Origin of the sequence: Knoellia flava TL1 (genome assembly GCF_000768675.1) — a bacterium.
GTDB lineage: Bacteria > Actinomycetota > Actinomycetes > Actinomycetales > Dermatophilaceae > Knoellia > Knoellia flava.
In genome coordinates, this window is record NZ_AVPI01000082.1 from 1 (window position 1) to 1133 (window position 1133).

The window sequence follows — 1133 nt, forward strand, 5'->3', positions numbered from 1 at the left end:
GCCGCGCGTCGCATCCGGGCTGCCGCCCGCCGCGGGGACCACGTGGGCCGAGGGCGTCTGCGCGCCCGACGCCGAGGGTGTCACCGCCGTCGTCGACCTCCAGGGCTCGGCGCCGGCCGTCGCGCGCTGCGTGACGTCGACGACCGGGGGCTCGGCCTACTCCTCGACGAACTCGCTGCAGACCTTCGCCGACGCCGGCTTCGACGTCGCGACGAAGGCGACGAGCTTCGGCCCGCAGATCTGCCAGGTCGACGGCGCCCCGTCGACCGACCCGTGCGCCGCGTGGACCGGGGTGTGGTGGTCGTTCTGGACCGGCACCGACGCGGGCTGGAACCAGGCCCTCACCGGCGCCCACGAGACCGCCGCACCGACCGGCACGTTCGTCGGCCTCTCGCTCGTCGACAACGTCGACGACGCCCCGGAGCCGCGGGTCGACACGACGCCGGCCACCAGCACGCCCACGCCCACCCCGACGCCGACCGTCTCGGTGACGCCGACACCGGAGCCGAGCACCCCCGCTGGTCCCGGTCGCGCCGACCTCGCCTCCGACTGGCTCGTCTCGAGGGCGGCGAAGGGCGACGGCACCTACGACCTCCAGTCCTACGGCTTCAACCCCGGCCTCATGATCGACATGCTCTTCGCGCTCGTCGCCGAGGACCCGGACCACGAGGCCATCGCCGGTCTCTGGGCCTCGATCGAGAAGCAGATCCCGGAGTGGGTCGACTTCACGGCCGACGACGGCACGCGCTACGTCGACGGACCCTCGGCCGCCAAGGCGATGCTCGCGGCCGAGGCCGTGCGCGATGACGTCAACGACGTCGGCGGCCTCGACGTCGCGAAGACCCTCGAGTCCAAAATCGACGACGACGGCCGGGTGCTCGACTACGGCGACGCGCCGGCATACGGCTTCGGCCAGACCCTCGCCGTGCTCGCGCTCGCCCGCGCCGACGCCCTCGACACCAAGGTCCTCGACGCGATGCTCACCCAGCAGTGCCCGTCGGGTGGTTTCCGCCTGAGCCACGGCGCCGCGTGCGCCGACGACAAGGACGCAGGTGTCGACGCGACCGCGATGGGCCTGCAGGCGATGCTCGCCGCGGAGCGCTCGGGCGTCGACGTGGCGGACGCCAACCTCA

At 73.5% G+C, this 1133-nt stretch carries 1 pseudogene; it reads left to right on the forward strand.

Features of this window, described 5'->3' with window-relative positions:
• Positions 1 to 1133, forward strand: a pseudogene (locus N798_RS18535) (hypothetical protein); the annotation flags it as partial.